Source organism: Zarconia sp., assembly GCF_057467645.1.
On the sequence record NZ_JBRJXU010000014.1, the window covers coordinates 1 to 3,743 of the forward strand.

The following is a 3,743-nucleotide window of genomic DNA, read 5'->3' on the forward strand; positions in this document are numbered from 1 at the left end:
GGAGCGATTGGCTGAGTTGTGGGAGGAAGCGCAGTCTGATGATGTGTTGAATTTGTTGATGACTGAGATTGAGGAGCTAGCATTAAAGAATGCAGGTTTTTTAGAGGCGAGTGAGAATCCGTATATAGAAAAAGAAAAAAAGTGGGTCGAAAAAGATAAGGAAGATGTTGAAAGTGTAGTTCGTGTATTTTATGTGCTAGATAAGGCAATTTGGAGAATTCAGCAAAAGCCAGATTGTCGTGTCTATGAAATTACAGAAAAACGTAAAAAGCTTGCGCTAGAGTATGCAAGATTAACCAATCGCTCTGAGCTTTCCGATTCAGAAATGGAGCGATTGGGTGAACTTCGGGGACAAGCAAATTCTGATTATATGTTGAATTTGTTAATAACTGAAATAGATAAAATCGCATTAAAAGATGCTAATGAGATTTTCACGGATACGGAAGAAGTTCCTGAGCGGTTCGAGTTTCCCCCAGAAAATCAGCCCATCATTGGAATTCTCGATACGGGACTGGCAGCCAACAACCCAGACCTCGACTACAGCAACATCACCTTGGGAAGCGATCGTGTCGATGGCGACGACAACCCGTTACTAGAACCAGGGGAAGGTAGCGAACATGGAACCTATGTTGTGGGAATTATTGCAACCCGTTACGAATTAACCCCCAAGGAACGTGCGGCGATCGAATATGCCCGCCAGAATAACATCTTGCTGGTGGTTGCAGCCGAAAACGATAACGGTGTCATGTCTGCCCTCGGACAGGTCGGGCAAGAATTTGACAACATCGCCACAGTTGGTGCTGCCAAACGTTTAGATGTCGATCCCTCCATCCCGGTCTCGGAAGCATTTATCCGTGCCGATTATTCGAGTTACGGCTATGGTCTGGAGCTGGTGGCCGAAGGTGGAACCGTAGACAACCCGATCTTCTCAACGGTTGGTACGGGTATTGGCACAATGGCAGGTAGTTCCGTTGCTGCGGCAAACGTAACAGGCGGGGCCTCGCTGGTGTGGGCGGCAAATCCTGGCTTGAATTACCGCCAAGTCATTCAAATTCTCAAAGATATATCTACGGACTTAAGCACGACCAACTGGGATGCAGAAACGGGATCTGGATTGTTAAACATTGATGCCGCAGTGAAGTTAGCGAAGGTGACGGCTCCAGAAGAGTATACCCAATCAGCTAGCTTTGTTATCAATATTTGGCAATTTACTGAAACGGTGGTTCAGATTACGAACAAAAATATTGCGAAAGCAGTGGACAGAAAGAAATATACAGCGATTACGTTTGCTCCAGTACAGAGGTTGATCGAAAAGTCGCGTAAGTTACGGGATTTATATGGCAGTTCGTTTTTTATCTCGTATTTATCCGAAGCAATTTGCGAGAAGATAATAAAAGCCCGAGAAGAAATCAATAAAGTAAAGCTATGCCTTGACTTCAGGCAATGCAATGATGATAAATCATCAAAATGTTCTATTTTGTGGAAGCTAAATGTATCAGAAAAATTATTCAATAAAAGGATATTGTCAATTAGCCTGAATCAATATCAAGAATCCTTAAAGTGCCTATATTTTGTCGTAGCTGATTGTCGAGAATTAGAGAAAGTTCTTACAAACGTGAGACTAAAGTTTATCGAAAAAGAGTTTAATTCTCATCACTATGACAATTTGTATCCTATACGAAATTGTGAGGATTTTGTCTGCGTTCACTTTGCCGGACATGGCAAAGTTGAACTTGCTAGCGGACATCCATTTCTGTGCTCTACAGAAACTCAATCAGAAAACCTGCAAGACAGGGATTGGGCATCAGAAGAGCGGATACAATTGCATGGAGATTGTAAGAGCAGTAAGCAGTTGGTCTTGATGGGGGCTGGGGATAGTGGCAAATCCTCGATGATTCAACCTCTAGCTCAGTTCGCCCTCCAGGAATTGCAAGGAAGTTTGAAATTCACCTCCCGCAGCGCCATTGCCGTTGCCGAACGCATTGCTCGGGAAGTGACCCGCATCTGCGATAAGAGTAACCGAATTCAAAATTCTGGAGAAGTCGAGTCCTGGCAAATCTCCCTCACTCGCCATCGGCTCAACAAAATATTCGCTTACTACAACCTCGGTTCCCAAAAAGGACGGGTTGAACTCCATAGCAATTTGAGCGTCATGGTCTATCGCCATGTTGCCCCAGCCAAAGCTCAATTCGGATTTCAAGCTCGCTATAACTTAATCGAAGATTTCCTGCAAAACTTCTACGTTGAAGTTCTCCGCGCCTTCCGTCGGGAACACGAAGTCGCCGAAAACTACTCCCCCCGCACCCGCGTCGAACTCGCCGAATACATTGCCTTCACCGAGCAATATGCCAAGCGCCGCATTTCCCTCCCTGGCCGCAAATCCCAGCAGTTGGTGATTCTCCGCGCCCAGAGCTTTGCCAAGAGTCAGTCTCCCGAAACCTCCATCGATATGGAACTGGCTGTCGAATCGGCAAAAGGGGAAGAAAACGAAATGCACAGCCGTTCTGCCGCCATGCTGCAAGTGCGCGAACAAATGGTTGCTGAAGCCGTCGATCCCTCAGAAGCAGTGATGCGCGATCGAGTGATTCAAACCCTGATGGACTACCTCGCCGGTCAAGGTCAGTCCGATTGCGTGAACTACCTCACCCTGAAGTTGCAAGACTTACCCGCTCACGAAATCGACGAGATCTTGGGTCTGTCCTCCCGCCAGCGCGACTACTTGCAACAGCGCTTTAAGTATCACGTGGAAAAGTTTGCCCGCACCCACAACTGGAAACTCGTCCATCAGTGGCTTGGAGCCGACTTGGATAAAAACTTGGGAATGTCGCCTGGACAGTGGCAGGAGTTCTTGGGTAAACTGACCCCCCAACAACAACAGCTCTTGGATCTCAAGCAAGTCGGTACGGACGATGCCCAAATTGCCAAAACCCTCAAATGTACCCCCAAGCAAGCTCAAAAACGCTGGACGAAAGTCTTGGATTTGGCTTGGCAAGCTCGAAACGTAACCATCGAGTTCTCTGATTCTCAAGCGTGTTCGCCCATTCCGTACCTTGTACTGTCTTTGTGAGCCGTCTTACAAGAAGCTTCAATTACAGCCAGCACCAGCGGTGGGTACGTCAGGGAGGATTCATCGCCGCCTAAACGCCCCAAATGCGCCTCGTTTCATCTCCCCTGTCTGTCACGGACGGGGGATTCTCGCGCGTTCTGGGGGCAATTCTGCGGGGCTGGTTGGTGTGCTGTAGACGTGCTTTGGGGGTGGAGGGGAGTCACCGGAGTCTGGGCGATTCTCCTGCATGAGACGCTGCGCGAGCGCGTTAAGGGTCAGGTTGGCACGTCCAACTCGTCAAGTTGGTGGGTGGGTCGAATGGCGAGCGCGTTCTCAATTCCGTACCACGTTCTGTGTTTCTTGAGTACGTGTTATATAAAATCCTAATAAGTTGTAACGCGATACGAGCGATTTGATGCATGTCACGTGTTCTGGGATAACCGATCGAATCTTCGTATCATGTTCTGTTATTTTTGAGAACACGATCGCCACCAACCTCTAAAACCTATACACAGCAAGGGTCTCAGTGAAGGGGCGGGGGAAATTTGAGGTTCAATCTCGTACCGCGTTACAATAAGGTCAAGGGAGTATCATACCACGTTCCTTTATTTATATTACAGAGCCTGCCTGATAATTTAAATTATCAGGCAGGCTCTGTAATATAAATAAAGGAACGTGGTATGATACTCCCTTGACC

The 3,743-nt window shown here is 47.3% G+C and carries 1 protein-coding gene and 1 pseudogene; both read left to right on the forward strand.

Annotated elements, in window-relative coordinates:
* Nucleotides 1-370 precede the first annotated feature (370 nt).
* Nucleotides 371-1,387, forward strand: a pseudogene (locus AC2215_RS02430) (S8 family peptidase); the annotation flags it as partial.
* 504 nt (nt 1,388-1,891) lie between these two features.
* Nucleotides 1,892-3,067, forward strand: coding sequence for a HetZ-related protein (locus AC2215_RS02435; RefSeq protein ID WP_486808358.1), 1,176 nt, complete (start codon nt 1,892-1,894; stop codon nt 3,065-3,067).
* Nucleotides 3,068-3,743 lie beyond the last annotated feature (676 nt).

Coding starts and splice junctions, on each gene's coding strand:
- AC2215_RS02435 (WP_486808358.1), top strand. CDS start 1,892: ATGATTCAACCTCTAGCTCAGTTCGCCCTCCAGGAATTGCAAGGAAGT.